We start from the raw sequence: 21,387 nt of genomic DNA, 5'->3' as shown, positions 1-21,387 counted from the left end.
TCGCCATGACCGCACGCATACTCGACGGCAAACGCATCGCACAGGCATTGCTGGAACGCATCGGCAAGCGCGTCGGCGAACGCAAGGTGCAGGGCAAGATGGAACCCGGCCTGGCGGTGGTGTTGGTAGGAAGCGATGCCGCCTCGTCGGTGTACGTGCGCAACAAACGCAAGGCCTGTCACCAGGTAGGTTTTCGCTCCTACGATTTCGACCTGCCGGCCAGCACCACGCAGGAAGAGCTGTTCGCATTGATTGACCGGCTCAATGCCGATCCGGACGTGCATGGCATTCTGGTGCAGTCGCCGCTGCCGGAGCACATCGACGAAGACGACCTGGTCGATCGCATCGATCCGCTCAAGGATGTGGATGGCTTCCAGGCCGTCAACGTGGGGCGTCTAGCGCTGCGTCGTTTCGGTTTGCGTCCCTGTACGCCGCGCGGTGTGATGACCTTGCTCGGCCATACCGATCGGCCGGTACGCGGCCAGCATGCGGTAGTGGTCGGCGTTTCCAATCATGTGGGTCGTCCGCTGGCGTTGGAACTCCTGATCGCCGGCTGCACCACCACGTGCTGCCATCGCTTCACCCGTGACCTGGAAAGCTACGTGCGGCAAGCCGACATTCTGGTGGTCGCGGTCGGCAAGCCCGGGCTGGTGAAGGGCGAATGGGTGAAGCAGGGCGCGGTGGTGGTGGACGTCGGCATCAATCGCTTGGATGACGGACGTCTGGTCGGTGACGTGGAATTCCAACCGGCTGCGGAACGTGCAAGCTGGATCACGCCGGTGCCAGGCGGTGTTGGCCCGATGACGGTTGCCACGCTGATGGAAAACACGCTGGAAGCGGCCGAAGCTCGCGATGGTTAAAAGCGTTTCCGCTTCCCGCCGGAAAGTCGAAAGCAAAACTCGCGCCGCGCCTCACTCCTGCGTATAATCCTCTCTTTGCAGCGGGACTTTTCGCATGCGCATACTCGCCGAGGCCCTTACTTACGACGATGTGTATCTCGTCCCGGCCCATTCCCAAGTCTTGCCGCGCGACGTGGATACCTCCACGCGGCTCACGCGGAACCTCCGGCTAAACATCCCCATCGTGTCCGCCGCCATGGACACGGTTACCGAAGCGCGGCTCGCCATCACCATGGCGCAGAACGGCGGCATCGGCATCATCCACAAGAACATGACCGCCGAGCAGCAGGCTGCCGAAGTGCGCCTGGTGAAGAAGTTCGAAGCCGGCGTCATCCGCAGCCCGATTACCGTAACCCCGCACACCTCGATTCGCGACGTGCTCAAGCTCACCCGCGCGCACAACATCTCTGGTGTGCCGGTGGTGGAAGGGGAGCAACTGGTCGGCATCGTCACCAGCCGCGACCTGCGCTTCGAGCGCAAGCACGACGATCCTGTGCGCAACATCATGACCCGCCAGGAAAAGCTGGTCACTGTGAAGGAGGGCGCCAGCCAGGACGAAGTGCTGCTGCTGCTGCATAAGAATCGCATCGAAAAAGTGCTGGTGGTCAACGACGCATTCCAGTTGCGCGGCTTGATCACTGTCAAGGACATCCAGAAAGCCCGAGATAACCCCAATGCCGCCAAAGATGCGCACGAGCGCCTTCTGGTTGGGGCGGCGGTCGGCGTAGGCGGCGATACCGAACAGCGTGTCGAAGCATTGGTCGACGCCGGCGTGGACGTGATCGTGGTGGACACCGCGCACGGCCATTCGCAAGGCGTAATCGAGCGCGCCGCGTGGGTGAAGAAGACCTATCCGCAGGTGCAGCTGATCGCCGGCAACATCGTCACCGGCGAGGCGGCGATCGCACTGATGCATGCCGGCGTCGATGCGGTGAAGGTGGGCGTGGGCCCAGGTTCGATCTGCACCACGCGCGTGGTGGCGGGTGTGGGCGTGCCGCAGATCACCGCCATCGACATGGTGGCCACTGCGTTGAAGGACGAAATCCCGCTGATCGCCGATGGCGGCATCCGCTATTCCGGCGATATCCCGAAGGCACTCGCTGCCGGCGCGTCCACCGTGATGCTGGGCTCCATGTTCGCCGGCACCGAGGAATCGCCGGGCGAAGTGGAGCTGTTCCAGGGCCGCTCCTACAAGAGCTACCGCGGCATGGGCTCGCTCGGCGCGATGGCGCTGGGCTCCAAGGATCGCTACTTTCAGGAAGAAGCCGACGCCGACAAGCTGGTGCCGGAAGGCATCGAAGGTCGCGTGCCGTATCGCGGCCCGCTGCGCAACATCATCCACCAGTTGATCGGTGGCCTGCGCGCCTCGATGGGTTACCTCGGCGCGGCCACGATCGATGATGTGCGCAACAACGCGCAGTTCGTGAAAGTGACCTCAGCCGGCGTGACCGAAGCGCATCCGCACGATATTCAGATCACGAAGGAAGCGCCGAATTATCGGCTGAATTCGTAATTGAAGCGGGGAACAGGGAGCAGGGAACGGGGAACATGTAGGGCGCGCAAGATATTTCCGCTGCGCTTTGTCCCGAACCTTGTGGCCCGAGCAGTGCACCGGCGCTGACCTTCCCCGTTCCCCGTTCCCCGTTTCCTGCTTTCAAATCATGTCCAACATCCACAGCGACAAAATACTCATCCTCGACTTCGGCGCGCAGTACACGCAATTGATCGCGCGGCGCATCCGTGAGATTGGCGTTTACTGCGAGATCTGGGCGTGGGATCACAACCCGGCAGAGATCGCCGCATTCGGCGCCAAGGGCATCATCCTTTCCGGTGGTCCGGAATCGACCACGGAACACGGCGCGCCGAAAGCACCGCAGGAAGTGTTCGATTCGGGTTTGCCGATTCTCGGCATCTGCTACGGCATGCAGACGATGGCTGCACAGTTGGGCGGGGCCACGGAAGCGGCCGATGCGCGCGAATTCGGGCATGCGCGCGTGGATGTGGTTGCCGCGGACAAATTGCTCAGCGGCCTTACCGATCACGATTCCTTCCAGGCGCTGGAAGCGTGGATGAGTCATGGCGATCACGTTGCCAAGGCGCCGCCGGGTTTTACCGTCACGGCGGTAACCGATCGTATTCCGGTCGCGGCGATGTCCAACGAGGCCAAGCGCTGGTACGGTGTGCAGTTTCATCCGGAAGTCACGCACACCAAACAGGGCACAGCGCTGCTTACGCGTTTCGTCGAGGATATCTGCGGCTGCAAGACGCTGTGGACGGCTGCGCACATCATCGACGACCAGATCGCCCGCGTTCGCGAGCAGGTTGGCAAGGATCACGTGCTGCTGGGCTTGTCAGGCGGCGTGGATTCCTCCGTGGTCGCCGCGCTTCTGCATCGTGCCATCGGCGATCAGCTCACTTGCGTGTTCGTCGATACCGGCCTGCTGCGCTGGCAAGAAGGCGATCAAGTGATGGCCACCATGGCCGAGCACATGGGTGTGAAGGTGATTCGCGTCAACGCCGCCGATCGCTACTTCAAGGCGCTGGAAGGCGTGGCCGATCCGGAGGCCAAGCGCAAAATCATCGGCCGCCTGTTCGTGGAGATCTTCGACGAGGAATCGGCCAAGGCCACCGCCGCCGGCAACGGTCACGTGAAGTGGCTGGCGCAGGGCACCATCTATCCCGACGTGATTGAGTCGGCCGGCAGCAAGACCGGCAAGGCGCACGTGATCAAGAGCCATCACAACGTGGGTGGCCTGCCGGAGCATATGAAGCTTAAGCTGGTCGAGCCGCTGCGCGAGCTGTTCAAGGACGAGGTGCGCCGCATCGGCGTGGAACTCGGCCTGCCGCGCGAAATGGTCTACCGCCATCCGTTCCCCGGTCCGGGCCTCGGCGTGCGCATCCTGGGCGAAGTGAAGCCCGAATACGCCGAACTGCTGGCACGCGCCGATGCCATCTTCATCGAGGAACTGCGCAACGCCGACCTCTACGACAAGGTCAGCCAGGCCTTCGCCGTGTTCCTGCCGGTGAAGTCGGTAGGCGTAGTGGGCGATGCGCGCGCCTATGAATGGGTCGTTGCCCTGCGCGCCGTGGAAACCATCGACTTCATGACTGCGCACTGGGCCGAGCTGCCTTACAGCTTCCTTGGCAAGGTTTCTAACCGTATTATCAATGAGATACGCGGTATTTCTCGCGTGGTTTACGATATCAGCGGCAAGCCGCCGGCCACGATCGAGTGGGAATAATCGAATCAAGGGCTTGGCGCATCATTAACGCCAAGCCCTTGCTCTTGCATACATGAGCAAAGCCATCCAACTTCATGAAATGGCTGAAGAACTGACTGCCGATAATCCGCCGCCGACCTTCAGCCCTGAAGACGAGGCCTACATGCGCCGCGCGCTTCAGCTGGCCGAGCACGCGCGTGACGCGGAAAACGAAGTGCCCGTCGGCGCGGTGCTAGTGCAGGACGGGCAGATCGTCGGGCTGGGCTGGAATCGCAATATCACGCTGCATGACCCCACTGCACACGCCGAGATCATGGCCTTGCGCGCGGCGGGCGAGAAAGTGGCGAACTACCGCATCGTCGGCGCCACGCTGTACGTCACCCTGGAACCGTGCGCCATGTGTGCCATGGCGCTGGTGCATGCCCGGATTGGGCGCGTCGTTTACGGCACTATCGATCCCAAGACCGGTGCGGCGGGCAGCGTGTTCGATACGTTGATTTCCGAGCGGCACAATCATCGCATCGCGGTGGAGGGTGGCTTGCTGGCCGAAGAGTCAGCGGCGTTGCTACGCGACTTCTTCCGCGCGCGTCGTTGATACCCCCGCGTGCAAAAAAGCCAAAGCTTCCGCGCAAGACTGCCCCACCTTCAGGCTAAGCAGCGGATCGGCGCGCGTGCGTCCCAGGTTGATCGCGGCAATCGGCTTTCCCGCCTTGGCGGCGGCGTGCGCGAAACGGTAGCCGGAAAACACCATCAGGGACGATCCGACGACTAGCATCGCGTCGGCCGCCTCCAGCGCTTGTATGGCGGTGGTGACGCGATCGCGCGGCACGTTTTCGCCGAAGAACACCACGTCCGGTTTCAGAATGCCGCCGCAATGCGGGCAGGGCGGGATGTTGAAGGTATCGAAGGCGTGGCCGTCCAGATCCGCGTCACCATCCGGTGCGTCGCTGGCATCGAGCTTGGCCCATTCCGGATTGAGCGCCAGCAAAGCTTGCTGCAGCGCGTGGCGTGGTGAGCGATGTTCGCAACCCATGCAGCGCACCGTATCCAGGCGCCCGTGCAGATCCACCACGTTGCGGTTACCAGCCTGCTGATGCAGACCATCCACGTTCTGCGTGAGCAGCAACTCAAGCTTGTCGAGCTGTTCCAACCGGGCCAGGGCGTGATGCGTGGGGTTCGGTAGCGCCTTGCCGAAGCGTCGCCAGCCCACCAGGCTACGCGCCCAGTAGCGTTTGCGGGTGAATTCCTCGCCCATGAAGGCCTGGTAGGTCACCGGCTGCGCGCGCTTCCAGCCGCCGTCGGCATCGCGGTAATCGGGAATGCCCGAATCGGTACTGCAACCGGCGCCGGTCAGCACGAACAACCGGCGATGCTGCGCCACGAAGCGCTGCAAGGCATCGTCGTTTGTTGCAGGAAATATGGCTTCCGCCAGCGCCATGGTGACCTCTTCGTGAAAGTACGCTAAGAAATGGGGCGTCTCCAGTATTAACACAAGCGAAAACATTGCGGCGCATGTGAGGGAGGCACGCGCCCCTTTTTCTGCCGGGTGTAAAATCGTGGCCAAGTCGGGCCAGGCGGGCGGCGTACCAGTCGTAGCGCTGGCCGACGCATTGACGAATACGATGCGTTCGCGAAGGGTGTAGAGCCTGTCTATGGTCTCTACGTGGCCCGCGCCGGGATCTGTTTGTGCGCAAGACCAGGAGGAGCGAGGGCGCGTATGTCGATACGTAACCGAGCGAGGACGCAGGATTGCGGGCAAACAGACCCGGCCCTTCGGGTTGCGTCTGAGCGGTCGCCATGCGACAGCGCGCGGCTTGACCAGACAGCCAGTCTGGCGCTGCGCCGCGCACTACCACCTGACGACCGCTCAGACGCAACGCGGGCTACGTAGAGACCATAGACAGGCTCTCTGACCCGAAGGAGGCATCATGTTCTCGCATATTCTGGTTCCGACGGATGGCTCCGACTACGCCATGCACGCCGCGGAAATGGGAATCGGGCTGGCGCGCTCGCTGGGCGCCCGCATCTACGCATTCCATGTGCTGGCGCCGCTGGCCGCAGTGGCGTATTTATCCGATGTTATTCAGCACTCCGACGATTCTCACGTGGAGCGCGCGATCACACGTGCGCAACAGCGCTTGGCCGAGATCGAGGACATGGCGAACAGGGCGGGCGTGACGTGCCACGGCGGATACGCTTTCGATCGCCGTCCTTACGTTGCCATCGTCGGCGCGGCTAAGAAGCAGCACTGCGACCTGATCGTCATGAGCACGCACGGCTACGCCACGCTCGATCGCATGCTGCTGGGCAGCGAAACTAACCGCGTGCTCGGTTGTTGCGATATCCCCGTGCTGGTGTGCCACTAAGCAGCGTTACGCGGGTGGGTTGGCCAACGACCAGCCTGCGGATTTCGATCTCAGCGCTCGGCGCAGTGCCCGCACGTCGGTGGAATTCGGAAGCTGCTCGACGGTTTGCAGAAAGATCTGGAAATCCTGGCGCCAGCCGAGTTGATCGGTGGTCGCGGAGAGATGCCTGGCCCAATCGCCGTAGGCTTTTGTCTTGTGTTTTTTCATACCGGCCATGCGGCGTGCCTTGCGCAGCAGCTCGAGTTGATAGCGAAGTTTGCGCGTGCGCCGCCGCCAGTGGTGTGACGCTTCCGGTGTGCGTTGTGCTTCGGCTTCCTCGTGCGCTTTTTTCATCTTGCGCGCGGTTTTCTTCAAGGTCCTCTTGGCGACCGAAGGGCGGATGGCTTGCCAGGGCAGCACTTCGAGCGTGTCGATGATCCGGCGTGCTTCGACGCGACGGTGCTGCCAATTCGGATCATCCCGTAGCGTTTCCTCGAGCACCTGCGCTGCGTGATTTTCCAGGCCTTGAATCACTTCCGGCGTCAGCCAGGTTCTGTGTTGAGTCGCCAGCAGTTGTGCTGTGCGTGCGGCGATATGTGCATCGCGTTGCGGCGAGAAGCCGTGCACTACCGCTCTCAGCGCCTGATCGATCGCCTCTGTTGGTTGCTCGGGCGGCAGGAACGGCAGCATGGCGCGCAGGCGACGGCAGGATTTGCGCGCCTCATGAATGCCTTTCTGCCGATCCTTGCGCATGGCCAGCGTGCGCTGCAGCGTGCGGCACTCTCCAGCAACCATCGCCCTAAAGGCGAATCCCAACGATGGCCGGCTGCTTTGTGTGCTCTTGTTCATCATCCCAGACAGTCTCCGGGAAAGCGTGATGTTCGCGCTTGATCAAACCCTCATCATAGCTGCCCGCTCACGCCGCCGGCAGACGTTGGCGGTGGCAGGTTGCTGCAGCCGAGGTAGGTAGGATCGGGCCATACGTCCCAATTGGACTTGGTAACGGGTGTATCGCACGTCAAGCGGTGTACGGCCAGGAAATCCTCGTGTACAGGCTCGCGTACGGATTTCTTTCTGCTCCAGCGCTGAATAGCGTAGACGTCCACCTGATAAGCAGGTGTGACCGGATTCGTATAGGTAGTCAGGTACTCGACCACGACGCGATCGCCCAGCGCCGCGGCATTCAGTTTGTTCGAAGGGATGTTGTTCAACGGGACGTTCGGCACGACCGGCGGCTTTATCACCGGGCTGGGTGAAGCTTTCGGTACCGCGAGATAGACATAGCCATCCGGCACGTCGTCCCACTTCACCCCACGCGGCTGATAGGAAATGAACTCCTGCATCAACACCCGCCGTGGTGCCACACCTGGCTGGCGCGCGAGGTCTAGCGCGACCTTCATGGCGGAAGATTCATCGATATCGTGGATGGCCCACGCCAGCAGCGGACAGCCGCCCGTATCCGCATTAGTGGCACGCGATGCAAACAGCGACGGAAGTTCTTCAACCGGGTGGCGTGCGGCCAGCTCAGCCGGCATGTACGCGCGTATTTGCGAGCCCGACGGCATGTAGTAGCCAAAGAAATCATGTTCGGCAAGCGCGCGGAAAAACGGTGACGCGTGGCCGAAACGATAGGGAAGCATCGCCGGTATGAGCTGGTCGGAACAGCCGGGCAATTGCGAGATGAATTGCGCCGACTCGCGCCAGTTCTCCCGGCGCGGCAATTCGCGCATCGGCAATCGCAGCAGATAACTGCCCACCAGCACCATGGACAGTGCGGCGACGATGATGCTACCGCGCGTGTAGCCACGTGGCCCAGCAGCATCGTAGAGACGTCCGACCAGCAGCCAAACGAACGGAACGCAGGTGAGCAGATTGCGATCCGAGAACGATGGCGCGACGGCCAGCGACACGCCGATGCCGCAAACGATCACACCAATCAACACAAAGCCGGCCAGCGCAGTGGCCCAACGCGTGTCGTGTTCGTCGTGAATGAAATACGGCTTGCCCGCCATTTTCTGCCAGATGCCGAACAGGATCAGCAGCGCGGTCACGATGATGACCTGTCGCTCCATCAAGCCATAGAAGGCGTAGCTGATCTGCTGCTTGAAAAAGCCGGTGCTATTGCTGAACCACAGGCTTTGCAGATCCTGCTGGGACGAATGCATCATCAGCTTGTAGTACGCGATGTTGAACGCAAGCACGACTAGCCCGGTGACAACCAGCGCCGCGCGAATGCGCCACGAAGGCACGCTGAGCAGAAGAAACAGCAGCACCATGCCCAGCGCCAACAACAAATACGCATGCGTGAGGCTGGCGATCAAGCCCAGCACGCTCAGTGCAATCCAATGCGCGAGTGGAAAGTCGGCGCGTACCCGCACGCGGTGACGGAAGGCGAGGGCGCAGGACAGCAAACCGGCGGAAAGGGCGAAACATAACGCGTAGCTGCGTGCATTCTGCGATTGATCGAACCAGAATGCGGATACCGAGGCGACCGCGCACGCGAAACCGATGGCTGCGTGGCTCAATACACGGCGCGCGCCATACGCGAAGATGACAACGGAAGCGACGGCAAAAACCGCACTAGGCAAACGCAGCGCGATTTCCGATAGGCCAGCCATGCGCGTCCACGCGTAGAGAAAAAAGTAGTAGAGCGGTGGATGTGTGTCGGTGAGTGCACGGCGAAACACTTCGCCGAAGCCTCCGTTGTGGTGAATCAAGTGGACGGTGAACAGCTCATCGATCCACAGCCCGCTGGCCGATAGCCCGACGAAGGCCCCGGCACAAGCGACTAGTGCGATCAGTCCATAAACGGCGGCCTGCCAGCGGGCTGGAGCCCGAAACGCTTGATTCACGCACTCGCTCCCGCATTCACCCCGAGGTAATAGCGGCATTCTGCCAGCAATACGCCGGCCAGTACGGCGATGGCCCATGGACAATGGGCTGCGCATAGTGCCAGGGCGAAGCAGGCGTTAAGCGGAACGTCGGTCCATCGACTCATACAGAACGTCATCCATTGACGGTGCAGATCATGTGCATTGCGCGGACGCCGCGAGCGTGGCGTCATCAACACGTTCATCGCGAAACGGCCGGCCAGGCCGAAGCCCACCGACAGCAGCAAGGCCAGCCATAGCGGCAAAGAAAGTCGCAGAAGTAGCCCTAGCGACAACCACTGTGCGCACAATGCGCTCAAGACCGTCATGCCATGCATGAGCGCGTAGGCCGTAAAACGACCACGCGTGCGCTTTTCGATCAGCAGCGCGATCAGGTCGATAACCACGCGCGTATCCAGCTTGGATTCGCCGCCCGCACGGGCACGCAACAATGTGGGCACCTGCGCGGTATGCGGTTTCCTGGTGCCGGAAGCGACCACGTCGATCAGAATCTTGAAGCCGAGGCCGGAGAGCTCCCGCCGTACCTGCGCGTACCATTCACGCGTCATCGCAAAGCAGCCGCTCAGCGGATCGGCCAGCGGCACGCCCAGGGTGACGTCCGTCAGCCAGGTACCGGCGCGGCTCAGTCGGTGGCGCAACCCATGCAGGCCCGACCGCGAATCGTCCAGATAGCGGCTGGCCACCGCCACGTCGATATCCGGGTTGGAAAGCTTGTCCAGCAACGCGCGAATCAACGACGGATCGTGCTGCCCGTCGCCATCCATGACGGCCAGGAACCGGCCGCGGGCGGCATCCCAACCCTTGATGGCCGCCGAAGACAAACCGCTTGCCATATAGCGGCGAACTAGCCGTACCTGCGGATGCTCGGCGGCGTAGGCGCTCACCACGTCGGCAGTACGGTTATCGGCGGAATCGTCCACCACGATGATTTCGTGGCTGATGCCCTGCAGGTGTTCGCCGAGTTCGCGTAATACGCCGCCAATGGCTTCGTACTCGTCGAGCGTGCAGATGACGAGGGAAAGGATGGGCGCATCCTGCGAATGTGTCTCTCCTGAGTGGCTTTCGGATTCAGGCGCTGGTGCCGCCTTAATCGCTTGAACGTGCAATGTGTCCACGCGCTATGCCGCCATGACAGAAGCTAATGAAGGGTAAACGTACAGGCCGACGCCTTGTTGACCATTGGCGACGCTAGGTGTCCTGTATGGATCCCCCGTTCGGCGCGCTGGAAAGGCTATCGCACGCCGATTGTGCAGCAGGATGTTGTCAGAAAAGCCTTGAGCTGGCCTTTCTTCATAATTAATTCTTAGTTTTCTCAGTGCGAAATGCGACGGATGTCGCATGTTGCTTCGCCCTGTCACAAAGGGCCATGGGTGAATGTTTGGACAGGCCGTGATGTCGGTTTCTTGCGCAGCGGCGTAGGTTAGGGTTCGCCTGCGCTCACCCCAACCTACAGAGGACGTAAGTCAGCGGTCGACGCTGAACAACTGAAACTCCCGAATCCTTGCCGTGCATGCACTCGAAAGAACATTCAACCGCACCTTTGAAGCCGTGACCGGCGCGAAGTGATCGATCTTCACATGACCAATCGCCTCGGCCTTGGCGACCGGGCTCCAGGCGTCATGCACCCATGCCTCAATCGCATATTTCTGCACACACTGGCCGTCATTCAGCCATTCCATCGTCAGTGCGTGATCGAAGGTGACGAGCTCGGTGAAATCCACTTCGAGCGTGGCATTGTGCGAGCCTTCGGGCGCCGACCAGAATGTGTCGCGGTCGCCGTCCAGCGCTGCGCCGACATTCGCCTCGGCGGGAGCATGATTTCGCGCCAGATTTTTATCCGCGCCGTAGCGCGCCTGTAGCGCGTCTCCAAATTCTTTCAGGCGTTTTACATCCGCCTCGGGCAACAGGCCATGGCGGTTCGGTGCGAGGCCGAGCATCAGCTGGCCGCCGCGGCCGACGCTGTTTTCCCAGATGTCCATCAGCTCATCGACGCTCTTGAGCGTCTTGTCGCTGTCCGGATGCCAGAACCACTGCAATTTATGCAACGGCGTATCCACTTCCACTGGGCGCCAGCGTAGTTCGCTGTGACGGTCGATCACGTTCCAGTTTTCGCCGCGGATATGGCCGTCCTCCTGACCCACCCAGCGGATATCGCCATAGCCGAACAACGCAACGTCCGCGAATACCATCGTGTTGGATTGGTAGGTGCGCAGTTCTTCCATGTATTTCTTGAAATCGTAGACATGGCCCGCGCTGCCGGCACCGTCCAGCCACCATTCCACTAGCGGGCCGTAGCTCTGCACCAGTTCGTCCATCTGCGCCATGTAGAACTTGTCGTAGGCGGCCGAATCCTTGTAACGCGGCTCATGGCGATCCCACGGTGACAGATAGATGCCGAAATCCATGCCTTCCTTGCGCACGGCCTTCTCAGTCATTTCGACCAGGTTGCCCTTGCCGGCCATCCACGGGCTGTTTTTCACCGAATAGGGGCTTTGCTCGGTGGGCCATAACGCGAAACCGTCATGATGTTTGGCCACCAGCAGCAGGTAGTTGGCGCCGGCGGATTTTGCCGCGCGCGCCCACTGACTCGGATCCACATGATCGGGATTGAACACCTTGGGATCGGCGGTGCCGTCACCCCACTCGCGATCCAGGAAGGTGTTGGTGCCGAAGTGCACGATGACGCCGAATTCCAGATCCTGCCAATGCGTTTGCTGCGGCGAAGGTTTGACGTCGGCGAAGTTCTGCGCCGCGGCGTGACCGGTGAAGAAAGCAGTGGCCATGGTAGCGGCCAGCAGAGCGCGACGTATCAGCATCGTTGCAAAACTCGTTTTCTCAAGAGATGTAAAAGATTCAGCTGTTGCGGGGAGACGATCCGAACTGCAGCGCCTCGGAAATTTCGCCAGTAGCACGGAGCAGGGCGGCGATCACCTCGTCGGTGGAATGGCTAGTGGCCGTTTGCTGATCGATATAGGGAATGGTGAGCGCGCACACCGCGCTTCCATGCTGCAGCACGGGCGCGGAAAGATCGGTCACCGCCTCCACGACGTGGCTGCGCTCGCAGGCGTAACCGCGCGTGCGCAACTGACTCAGCAACCGCATCAATTTTTTTCGATCCAGGTTGGGTTCGAAGCGCATGATCAGGTCCAGCCAGCGTTCGCGCGTCTGCTCTTCTTGGAACGCAAGCAGTACGTGACCGGAGGTGGATTGGGACATCGGGCGGCGATGCCCGACGCGCACCACCAGCGCCACTTCGCCAGGGGGATCCACTCGCGCCACCACCACGATCTGTTCCCCCGACGGCACCACTAGGTGGCAGGCTTGGCCGCAGGCTTCGGCCAGGTGGTGCATGATCGGCAGTGCGGTCTCGATGGCGCTCTTGACCGGCGGCTGCTCCATCCCTAAGCGGAACAGCCGGGGCGTTACCGAGTAGCCGACGTCTCCTTCGCCACGTGCGATGTAGTCGCGTTCTTCCAGCACCTGCAGCATGCGGAAGATTTCGCCGCGGGAACGGCCCACACCCTCGGAAATCTCAGCAATGCTCAGCGGCCCGCTGGAGCCAGCCAGCAGTTCCAGAATATCCAGGCCCTTGTCGAGCGCGGGCGCGCGGTACTTGGGTGTTGGATTGGTCATGGCATCCCCTTGTCGATTGGACTCATCGCAGCATCTTGCCCAAACTTCCCGATGGGATGTTGCGACGCGACTTGTGCTATCAATGAATACCTGTTTCATATTTGCACAAACAGGCGAGGCCGTCACGTAGGAGTGGGGCCGAGGTCTATCGTAGGAGAAGCGGGTGGAAGTGCAGACAGCAGCAGAAAATCCCCCGGTGCCGGTCGCTGGCGCCTCGGAAGCCGGCCGTTCCTGGCTGCCGCTGGTACTGATCGTCAGCCTGTTCTTTCTCTGGGGTGGCGCCAACAACCTCAACGACGTCTTGATCGCCCAGTTCAAGAAGGCGTTCGTACTCAGCGATTTTCGCGCGGGGTTGGTGCAGAGCGCGTTCTATCTCGGCTATTTCCTGATCGCGATGCCGGCCGGTATCTACATGCGCCGCTTCGGCTACAAGAGCGCGGTGATCTTCGGGCTGATGCTCTACGGCATCGGCGCCTTGTTGTTCTGGCCTGCCGCGGAAAGAGCCACCTACGGCATGTTTCTGTTCGCGCTGTTTGTGATCGCCAGCGGCCTCGCGTTTCTGGAAACCTCGGCCAATCCGTTCGTGACTCTGTTGGGATCACCAGAAACGGCCACGCGCAGGCTCAACTGGGCGCAGGCCTTCAATCCGTTGGGTTCGATCGCCGGGATTTTGATTGGGCAGCATTTCATCTTTTCGGGCGTTGAGCACACACCCGAACAACTCGCGGCGATGAGCGATGCGGAACGAACAGCGTATTACGTGAGCGAAACCCACGCCGTGCAGTGGCCGTATCTGGTGATTGGCATCGTGGTGCTCTGCTGGGCGCTGCTGATCCTGATAACGCGTTTTCCGCGGCCGATCACTGCGCACACCGCTAGCGCAAGCTCGGCGGTCGGCGGTGGCGTGATGAGCAAGCTGCTGCGTGACAAGTCCTTCATCGGCGCGCTGCTGTCGCAGTTCTTCTACGTGGGCGCGCAAGTGGGCGTCTGGAGCTACACCATCCGCTACGTGCAGGCATCCATGCCGGGCACCACGCACCGCGAAGCGGCGAACTTCCTGACCGCCGAGCTGGTGTGCTTCATGGTAGGCCGCTTTGCCGGGGCAGCCTTGATGAAATATGCAGCGCCGGTGCGATTGCTAATGACGTTCGCGGCCATTAACGTGGTGTTGATGCTTTACGCACTCGCAGTGCCTGGTCTGAGCGGCGCCTGCGCGCTGGCCGCATGCAGCTTCTTCATGTCCGTGATGTATCCGACCATCTTCGCGCTAGGTGTGGAAGGGCGCGGCGATGACGAGCGTAAGCTCGGCTCGGCCATGCTGGTGATGACCATCATCGGCGGCGCGGTGCTCACCGCGGTGATGGGTGCGATATCCGATCATTCCAGTATCGCCGACGCGATGATCGTGCCGGCGTGTTCCTTCGCCATCGTCGGTTTCTTTGCATGGCGGCGCGCCGCACAGAGCGCGAACTGATGCAACGCTATTACTACGCACTGGACCTCAAGGACGATGCCGCAGCCATTGCCGAATACGAACGCTGGCATCGCCCTGGCGTGATCTGGCCGGAAATCGTCGCTTCCATTCGCGCATCAGGCATCGAGGATATGGAAATCTTCCGCACCGGCAACCGGTTGGTGATGGTGGTGCAGATGGCCGATGACCACGTTCCTTCCGCCAAGCGTGAAACGGAGGGTGCCGACGCGAAGACGAAGGAATGGGAGCAGTTGATGGATCGTTATCAGCAGCGGCTGCCGTGGGCCGAAGCAGGGCAGAAGTGGGTGCCGATGGGACGCATCTTTTCGTTGAAGGCAGCGCTTTCGGCGCCTTGATTGACGCGCAGGTTCGCAACCCCAATGGCCGTCATTCCCGCGAAAGTGGGAATCCATCTTCGCCTTTGCATCAGAGCAAATGGATTCCCGCTTTCGCGGGAATGACGGCCATGAGGTTACAAACTGGGGACATTCCGCCAGATGATGTCCGAGGTGATATGCCGCACATCCGTCTGCCCAGTCAGCGCCATGCTCACGCTGAGCTCGCGACAAATCAGTTCGATAGCCTTGGTGACGCCGGCTTCGCCCATAGCGCCCAATCCATAAAGGAACGCTTTGCCGATTAGCCCCGCATGCGCACCGCAAGCGAGGGCCTTTAGCAAATCCTGTCCGCTTTGGATGCCGCTATCGAACAACACCTGCGTACGACCGCCGACGGCCTGCACAATGGAAGGCAGCACGTCGATGGTGGCAGGCGCGCCATCGAGCTGGCGGCCACCGTGGTTGGAAACGACGATGGCGTCGACGCCGAGGTCCGCGGCGATGCGTGCGTCGCGCGCATCGAGAATGCCTTTGATGATCAGCTTGCCGGGCCACAGTTCGCGGATCCATTCCAGATCCTTCCATTCGAGCGTGGGATCGAACTGGTTGGCGATCCACTGCGCCAGCGTCGTCAAGCTATCGGTGTTGTCGATGCGGCCCTGCAGGTTGCCGAAGGAACGGCTGGGCGCTCGCAGCATGCTCCAGGCCCAGCGTGGCTTGCTGGCCATGTCGAGGATGTTGCGCAGCGTGATCTTGGGCGGCACGGAAAGGCCGTTCTTGATTTCGCGATGGCGCTGGCCCTGCACGGTGAGATCAGCGGTGACCATCAGGGCGGAGCACTCGGCCGCCTTGGCGCGCCGGATCAGGTCGCGCGTGAAGCCGCGGTCGCGCATCACGTAGATCTGGAACCAGAAAGGTTTTTCCACCGCGGCGCGCACCTGTTCGATCGAGCAGATCGACATGGTGCTGAGGCAGAACGGAATACCCGCTTTTTCAGCTGCGCGCGCGCCAAGAATTTCACCGGCGCCGTGCTGCAAGCCGGTAAGACCGGTGGGCGCTATCGCGAGCGGCATCGACACAGGCTGGCCGACGATATCCGTGGCCAGCGAGCGGTTGTCGACGTTGCACATCACCCGTTGCCGCAAGGCGATCCGCTCGAACGCAGCGCGATTGGCGCGCAGCGTGACCTCGTCGTACGAACCGCGATCGGCGTATTCGAAGAAGGCACGCGGCACACGGCGCTTCGCAAGCTCACGCAGATCGGCAACGTTGGTGATGGGCGTGGTCATGTGCGCTCCGTTTTTTTCTCTCCTCCCCCTGCTTGCAGGGGGAGGTCGGGAGGGGGTGAACGCTTGCGGGAAAGTCTGAGGCAAGGGTTCACCCCACCCCAACCCTCCCCTGCAAGCAGGGGAGGGAGCCGCTCCCCGTAGTTGTACCGAAAGGAGTCATTACGCATTCGCGGTGTCTAGCGGCTCGCACCACACCGGGCCGTCCGGATAACGATATTGTGCGAGGGTATTCGTGTGCATCTGTGCCGAGAAACCCGGCGTCTTCGGCGCGATGTAACGGCCATTGCGAATCACGACCGGATCCACGAAATGCTCGTGCAGGTGATCGACGAATTCGATGGCGCGATCTTCTTTCTTGCCGGTGATCGCCACGAAGTCGGCCATGGCCAGATGCTGCACCAGCTCGCACAGGCCCACGCCGCCGGCATGCGGATAGACGCGCACGCCGTACTTGGCGGCCAGCAGCAGAATGGCGATGTTTTCGTTAACGCCACCGACGCGCGCGGCATCGATTTGTATCAGGTCGACCGCGTCGGCCTGGAGCAACTGCTTGAACACCACGCGATTTTGCGTGTGCTCGCCGGTGGAGATCGGCACGGGCGCGACGGCGCGACGAATGGTGGCGTGGCCGAGGATGTCGTCCGGGCTGGTCGGTTCTTCCACCCATTCCAACTGCACGTCAGCCAGATGGCGTAGCCAGGCTATGGCGTCGGGCACGTTCCAGCGCTGGTTGGCATCCACGGCGATAGCGATATCCGGGCCTACCGTTGCGCGCGCCAGTCGGCAGCGGCGTACGTCGTCTTCCACGTTCATGCCCACCTTGAGCTTGATGGTGCGGAAGCCCGAGGCAACCGCTTCGCGTGCCAGGCGCTGCATTTTTTCGTCGGAATAGCCGAGCCAGCCAGGCGAGGTGGTGTAGGCCGGATAGCCTTCCGCCAGCAGTTGCTCGATGCGCTTGGCTTTGCCGGGCGCGGCCGCGTGCAGCATGGTCAGCGCTTCTGCGGGCGTCAGCGCATCGGTGAGGTAGCGGAAATCGATGGTGGCGACGAGTTGTTCGGGCGTCATGTCGGCGATGAAGCGCCATAACGGCTTGTCGGCCACGCGTGCGGCGAGATCCCAGGCGGCGTTGACCACGGCGCCGATCGCCATGTGCATCACGCCTTTTTCGGGGCCGAGCCAGCGAAGTTGCGAGTCACCGATCATCCGCATCGAAAAGCCGCCGAGATCGCTGATGACCTCGTGCAGATCGAGCCCGATTACGTGATCGGCCAGTGCATCGATGGCGGCTTTCTGCACGTCATTGCCGCGCCCGATGGTGAAGGCAAGGCCGTAGCCGGCCAGACCGTGTTGGTCCGTGCGCATCACGACATAAGCGGCGGAATAATCCGGATCGGGATTCATGGCATCCGAGCCATCCAGTTCGCGCGAAGTCGGAAAGCGAACGTCGTAAGTGTCCAGTGCCGTGATCTTGGTCATCGAGTGGCCTTCCTTGAATCCTGGTGATGTGGGAAAGGGGCAATCATGCGGAGTGTTATTCGTCGGGATGCGCGCGGACGTGCTGGCGTTGCGTGCCGAGCCCATCGATACCCAGTTCGATGACGTCGCCAGGGCGCAGATATACCGGCGGCTTCTGGCCGAGGCCGACTCCCGACGGCGTACCAGTACTGATCACGTCGCCAGGCAACAAGGTCATGTAGCGACTGATGTAGCTGACGAGTTGCGCGACGGTGAAAATCATCGTGCGCGTATTGCCGTTCTGATAGCGGTGCCCATTCACTTCCAGCCGCAAGCCAAGCTGTTGCGGATCGGGCACCTCATCGGTGGTGACCAGCCATGGGCCAATCGGGCCGAAAGTGTCGCAGCTCTTGCCTTTCACCCACTGGCCGCCGTGTTCGAGCTGGAACTCGCGCTCGGAGAGATCGTTCACCACCACGTAGCCGGCCACGTGCGCGAGTGCGTTTTCCACGCTGACGCTGCGCGCGGTTTCGCCGATCACGACGCCAAGTTCCACTTCCCAATCGGTCTTCACCGAGCCTTTGGGAATGACCACGTCATCGTTCGGCCCCATGACGGCGCTGGTGGCCTTCATGAAGAGGATCGGTTGCTCCGGCGTCGGCGCGTTGGTTTCCGCAGCGTGCTCGCTGTAGTTCAAACCCACGCAGATGAACTTGCTTACGTGCGCGACGGGCGCGCCATAGCGTTGTTCGCCGGATACGAGCGGAAGGCTTTGCGGATCGATCGCGGCAACGCGCGCGCGGCCTTCGCGGCCAAGCGCTTGCGCATCGATGTCATGGATGACGGAAGACAGATCGCGCAGCCCGCCGTTCACGTCGATAAGGCCTGGCTTTTCCTTGCCGGCCGTGCCGTAGCGTACGAGTTTCATGGCGTTCCCTCAGATGTTCAGTTGGACCAGCCACCGTCCACGATATGGATGGTGCCGGTGGTGAAAGCGGATTCGTCGGAGGCGAGGTAAAGCGCCAGCGCGGCAATTTCTTCGGGCTCGCCGAGGCGGCCCATCGGCTGGCGCTGCACGAAGCTGCGCCAGTTCGCGTCTTCATCACCGCCCAGTGCTCGCACGCGATCGCCTAGCGAAGGCGTTTTCACCGTGCCGGGGCAGATCGCGTTGCAGCGAATGCCGCGCGCCACGAAATCCGCCGCGATCGAGCGGGTAAGACCGATCACCGCTGCCTTGGTACTGGTATACGCAAAACGATTGGGCACGCCCTTCACGCTGGACGCCACCGACGACATGTTGATGATGCTGCCCTTGCCGCGTTCGAGCATGCCCGGCAGCACCGCCTTACACAGGTGGAACATGCTGTCGACGTTGATCGAGAACGAACGTCGCCAACTTGCTTCATCGGTATCCAGGATGGTGCCGGCGTGCACGTAGCCGGCACAGTTGAACAGCACGTCGAGTGCACCGCTTTCGTTCACCAGCGCTTGGATCTGCTCGGGCTGCGTTACGTCGAGCGTGCGCGTGGTGATAGCCGGATGCTCGGCGGCAAGGCTGGCCAGCGCTTCGGCGTTGATATCGGTGGCCAGCACTTTGGCGCCTTCCTTCGCGAAGGCGAGGGCAGAGGCGCGGCCGATGCCTGCGCCGGCTGCGGTAATCAGCGCGTATTTGCCAGAAAGACGCCCGCTCATGATCTTTTCTCCTTGCAGTGCGCGTTACATCGCGTGATGAGTGAGGTCACGGCGTACTCCTTGATTCTGTAAATCGATATCCAGCGCGTAGAAACGCACGGCGTTGGCAGCGAACACTTCCGCCTGCGAGCCCGCCGCGTAGCGTTCGGTCAAGCTCATGGCCACGTGCAGCCAGTGCTCGTAATCGGCATGCGTGGTCAGTACCGGCCAGTCGCTACCCCACATCAGGCGCTCGGGGCCGAAATGCGAAAACAGATCGGCCACGTAAGGCTCGATGGCGTCTTCATGCACCGGTTCGCCCAGCAGCGTAAGCAGGCCCGAAAGCTTGCAATGCAATTGAGAATGCTGGGCCAGTTCGTCGATCCAGCTTGTCCACTGGTCGAAACGGCCGTCGCCGATGGCGGGCTTGCCGGCGTGATCCAGCACGATATTCAGTTGCGGATGTCGACGCAGTCGACGCAGCAGAGCAGGGAGCTGACGCATGTCGACCAGTGCGTCGAAGGTGAGGCCACAATCCTGGATGCAGTCGAAGGCGCGATCGAGCGAAGGCCTGGCCAGCCAGTCCGGATCAGCAAGGTCCTGCGCCATAGGGCGGAATCCACGCAACAGGCCGCGACCATCGCGGATCAATGCATCGATGCGTGCACCGACGTCGCCGGCTTCCATGTCGACCCAGCCGACCACGGCGGCCACAGCATCATCTTCTTGCGCTAATTCGAACAGGTAATGCGTTTCTTCCTCGGTGGCTGCGGCCTGTACCAGCACGCTGTAGTGCACGCCGGCTGCTTTGCGCTGCGCGCGTAGATCGGTCGGCAGAAATGCCCGTTGCAGCGAAACCGGCGCCTGCGCAAGCCAACTGTAGTCGCCGCGCGCAGGCTGCCAGTAATGCTGATGGGCATCGACAATGATCATGGTGTGGGAACCCCCTCCTGCAGCAGGCCGGCGTCGCGCAAGGCGCGCCATGCATCGGCAGGAATGGTGGCGTGCATGCGCGCGGCGGCCTGATCGACTTCCGTGATTGAACGTAGCCCGCATACGACGCTCGCCACCGCTGGATGTGCCAACGGAAATTGCAGCGCGGCCGCACCGACGTCGGTGTGCGAGCGAGCGAGCACATCATAAAAATGCTGAGCACGGGCGATGACCGCTTCATCGGCGGGCGCATAGTTGTAGAACTTGCCGGGGCCTTGCGCTGTGCCGAGCAGGCCGGAGTTGTACGGGCCTGCCGCGAGCACTGCAACGCCGCGCGCCTGCGCTTGCGCCATTACGCCCTGGCTGTGCTGCTGCTCGAACAGCGTGTAGCGGCCGGCCAGCATGATCACGTCGAGCGGAAAGCGAGGCATCACTTCCAGACATACGGCTTCTTCGTTCACGCCGATGCCGATCGCCTTGCACGCGCCTTGCGCACGAAGTTCCGCCATCGCCGGCAAGGCTTCGTCCAGCGCCTGGCGCAGGATCGCCGCGTGATGTTCGCCGTGCGTCAGCACGCCGATGTCGTGTAGCAGCAATACGTCGATGTGATCGGTGCGCAGGCGCGCAAGGCTGGCCTCGAACGAGCGCAGCACGCCGTCGCGGCTGTAATCGAAACGCGCACGATGGCCGTCCACGATGAAGCCGTCGGCATGGCTGTTCTGTTGCGTGTCGTCTTCAATCAGGCGGCCAACCTTCGTCGACAACGTGAAGCTTTCGCGTTGCACGTCACTTAATGCGTCGCCGAGCCGTGTCTCGCTCAAGCCATAGCCGTAGTAGGGGGCGGTGTCGAAATGCCGGATGCCGCATTGCCACGCATGCGCGATGGTGGCGGTGGCGGAAGCTTCGTCCACCGACTCGTATAGGTTGCCGATCGGCGCGCCGCCGAACGACAGCTGCGAGCCAAGCCAGGCATGTTTTCGAGCGCTAGCTTCACCCTGATGCAGCTTGATCGGCTTGGTCGTTGATACCGCCATTGGTCCTCACGATGACTCGCTGTGCCATCCACGGCAAGGCAGTTCCGCGCCGTTGCCAACCCTGTTTTCGCGCATCATCGCGCATCTGATTCTCTGTGTATATATAAACAACCTATTCATAGGTGCGGCAACCTGTCCGGACCGGCCGATCGAAAAAAGTTGTTGCATTTGGATTTCGCTCGATCTAAAACATATATGAAATGT

The 21,387-nt window shown here is 61.6% G+C and carries 19 protein-coding genes; 7 read left to right on the top strand and 12 right to left on the bottom strand.

Features of this window, described 5'->3' with window-relative positions:
* Window positions 1–5 precede the first annotated feature (5 nt).
* The 4 genes from folD to tadA all read left to right on the top strand — a co-directional run bounded on the left by folD (window position 6) and on the right by tadA (window position 4,715).
* On the top strand, window positions 6–860 hold the full coding sequence (folD, locus tag ISP18_RS01840; RefSeq protein ID WP_380016455.1) for a bifunctional methylenetetrahydrofolate dehydrogenase/methenyltetrahydrofolate cyclohydrolase FolD: 855 nt from the start codon (window positions 6–8) through the stop codon (window positions 858–860).
* A gap of 94 nt (window positions 861–954) precedes the next feature.
* Window positions 955–2,412, top strand: a complete 1,458-nt coding sequence (guaB, locus tag ISP18_RS01835) for an IMP dehydrogenase (RefSeq protein WP_380016453.1) — start codon at window positions 955–957, stop codon at window positions 2,410–2,412.
* Between the two features lie 148 nt (window positions 2,413–2,560).
* Window positions 2,561–4,141 (top strand): glutamine-hydrolyzing GMP synthase, encoded by a 1,581-nt coding sequence (guaA, locus tag ISP18_RS01830; protein ID WP_380016451.1) that lies wholly within the window; start codon window positions 2,561–2,563, stop codon window positions 4,139–4,141.
* Between the two features lie 79 nt (window positions 4,142–4,220).
* Window positions 4,221–4,715: a tRNA adenosine(34) deaminase TadA gene (tadA, locus tag ISP18_RS01825; RefSeq protein ID WP_380017599.1), complete on the top strand. Its 495-nt coding sequence runs from the start codon at window positions 4,221–4,223 to the stop codon at window positions 4,713–4,715.
* Here the strand turns inward: tadA and ISP18_RS01820 are convergent.
* The gene (locus ISP18_RS01820) at window positions 4,686–5,558 is read right to left on the bottom strand and encodes an NAD-dependent protein deacetylase (protein ID WP_380016449.1); all 873 of its coding nucleotides are present in this window, start codon (window positions 5,556–5,558) and stop codon (window positions 4,686–4,688) included. The two genes, tadA and ISP18_RS01820, sit on opposite strands and share 30 nt — an antisense overlap.
* Before the next feature lie 490 nt (window positions 5,559–6,048).
* On the opposite strand from ISP18_RS01820, the gene ISP18_RS01815 reads away from it, so the two are divergent.
* Entirely contained in the window at window positions 6,049–6,486 is a 438-nt protein-coding gene (locus ISP18_RS01815) for a universal stress protein (protein ID WP_380016447.1), read from the top strand.
* A gap of 6 nt (window positions 6,487–6,492) precedes the next feature.
* On the opposite strand, the gene ISP18_RS01810 is transcribed toward ISP18_RS01815, so the two are convergent.
* The 5 genes from ISP18_RS01810 to ISP18_RS01790 form a co-directional block, all read right to left on the bottom strand.
* Window positions 6,493–7,260, bottom strand: a complete 768-nt coding sequence (locus tag ISP18_RS01810; protein WP_380016445.1) for a CHAD domain-containing protein — start codon at window positions 7,258–7,260, stop codon at window positions 6,493–6,495.
* Window positions 7,261–7,367: 107 nt separating this feature from the next.
* The gene (locus ISP18_RS01805) at window positions 7,368–9,317 is read right to left on the bottom strand and encodes a glycosyltransferase family 39 protein (protein WP_380016443.1); all 1,950 of its coding nucleotides are present in this window, start codon (window positions 9,315–9,317) and stop codon (window positions 7,368–7,370) included.
* A complete protein-coding gene (locus ISP18_RS01800) occupies window positions 9,314–10,471 on the bottom strand; it encodes a glycosyltransferase (protein WP_380016441.1) in 1,158 nt (385 codons plus the stop codon). Before ISP18_RS01800 ends, ISP18_RS01805 begins: the two co-directional genes overlap by 4 nt.
* Before the next feature lie 348 nt (window positions 10,472–10,819).
* Window positions 10,820–12,172, bottom strand: a complete 1,353-nt coding sequence (locus tag ISP18_RS01795; RefSeq protein ID WP_380016439.1) for an alpha-L-fucosidase — start codon at window positions 12,170–12,172, stop codon at window positions 10,820–10,822.
* A gap of 37 nt (window positions 12,173–12,209) precedes the next feature.
* Complete coding sequence (locus ISP18_RS01790) at window positions 12,210–12,989, bottom strand: IclR family transcriptional regulator (RefSeq protein ID WP_380016437.1); 780 nt, start codon at window positions 12,987–12,989, stop codon at window positions 12,210–12,212.
* A gap of 196 nt (window positions 12,990–13,185) precedes the next feature.
* Here ISP18_RS01790 and fucP point away from each other — a divergent pair, with 196 nt between their 5' ends.
* Both fucP and ISP18_RS01780 read left to right on the top strand, forming a co-directional pair.
* Entirely contained in the window at window positions 13,186–14,463 is a 1,278-nt protein-coding gene (gene fucP, locus ISP18_RS01785; RefSeq protein ID WP_380017598.1) for an L-fucose:H+ symporter permease, read from the top strand.
* The gene (locus ISP18_RS01780; RefSeq protein WP_380017597.1) at window positions 14,463–14,819 is read left to right on the top strand and encodes an L-rhamnose mutarotase; all 357 of its coding nucleotides are present in this window, start codon (window positions 14,463–14,465) and stop codon (window positions 14,817–14,819) included. The genes fucP and ISP18_RS01780 overlap by 1 nt, the downstream gene beginning before the upstream one ends.
* Before the next feature lie 116 nt (window positions 14,820–14,935).
* Here the strand turns inward: ISP18_RS01780 and ISP18_RS01775 are convergent, their stop codons facing one another.
* From ISP18_RS01775 to ISP18_RS01750, 6 genes are all read right to left on the bottom strand, one after another.
* Window positions 14,936–16,090, bottom strand: coding sequence for an alpha-hydroxy acid oxidase (locus ISP18_RS01775; RefSeq protein WP_380016435.1), 1,155 nt, complete (start codon window positions 16,088–16,090; stop codon window positions 14,936–14,938).
* A 159-nt stretch (window positions 16,091–16,249) separates the two neighbouring features.
* Window positions 16,250–17,566 carry an L-fuconate dehydratase gene (locus ISP18_RS01770; protein WP_380016433.1) on the bottom strand — a complete coding sequence of 439 codons (1,317 nt, stop codon included), beginning with the start codon at window positions 17,564–17,566 and terminating at the stop codon, window positions 16,250–16,252.
* A 55-nt stretch (window positions 17,567–17,621) separates the two neighbouring features.
* Entirely contained in the window at window positions 17,622–18,473 is an 852-nt protein-coding gene (locus ISP18_RS01765; RefSeq protein ID WP_380016431.1) for a fumarylacetoacetate hydrolase family protein, read from the bottom strand.
* A 17-nt stretch (window positions 18,474–18,490) separates the two neighbouring features.
* Window positions 18,491–19,237 (bottom strand): SDR family oxidoreductase, encoded by a 747-nt coding sequence (locus tag ISP18_RS01760; RefSeq protein ID WP_380016429.1) that lies wholly within the window; start codon window positions 19,235–19,237, stop codon window positions 18,491–18,493.
* A 24-nt stretch (window positions 19,238–19,261) separates the two neighbouring features.
* Window positions 19,262–20,149 carry an amidohydrolase family protein gene (locus ISP18_RS01755; RefSeq protein WP_380016427.1) on the bottom strand — a complete coding sequence of 296 codons (888 nt, stop codon included), beginning with the start codon at window positions 20,147–20,149 and terminating at the stop codon, window positions 19,262–19,264.
* Complete coding sequence (locus ISP18_RS01750; RefSeq protein WP_380016425.1) at window positions 20,146–21,183, bottom strand: aldo/keto reductase; 1,038 nt, start codon at window positions 21,181–21,183, stop codon at window positions 20,146–20,148. Before ISP18_RS01750 ends, ISP18_RS01755 begins: the two co-directional genes overlap by 4 nt.
* Between the last annotated feature and the right edge of the window lie 204 nt (window positions 21,184–21,387).

The sequence above is a fragment of the Dyella humi genome, from assembly GCF_044904605.1.
GTDB lineage: Bacteria > Pseudomonadota > Gammaproteobacteria > Xanthomonadales > Rhodanobacteraceae > Dyella_B > Dyella_B humi.
Note: the sequence above shows the minus strand (reverse complement) of the source record. Positions and strands in the feature narration are given on the sequence as shown.